At 73.1% G+C, this 305-nt stretch carries 1 protein-coding gene; it reads right to left on the bottom strand.

Features of this window, described 5'->3' with window-relative positions; translation table 11 throughout:
- Positions 1-305, bottom strand: a 305-nt coding sequence (locus HA630_RS00320; RefSeq protein ID WP_166831994.1) for an ABC transporter substrate-binding protein, incomplete at both ends; no start/stop codon positions are given.

Below are 305 nucleotides of genomic sequence, written 5' to 3'. Positions count from 1 at the left end.
GCGGCAAAAAACAGGGCGGCGGGGTTGAACTGCACCGCCGTGGCCACCAGCCCGGCGGCCACGGCGTGGCGGTTGCCGTACAGGTGGTTGACCGCGACCAGATCGGCCTCGTCCGCCAGCACCGCGCGCACCCCGGCGTCGAACGAGGCCACCGGCACCTGGCGCACGACCAGGCCAAAGCTGGTCAGGAATGCCTGCAGCGCGCGCTCCTGGACCGAGCCCTGCAGCACCGCCACGCGCAGGCCGGCCAGGTCTTGCAAAGCCTCCACCCGGGCGCCGCGCCGCGCGTACAGCTGCGACCAGCT

The organism is Aquabacterium sp. A08, assembly GCF_011742065.1.
Note: the sequence above shows the minus strand (reverse complement) of the source record. Positions and strands in the feature narration are given on the sequence as shown.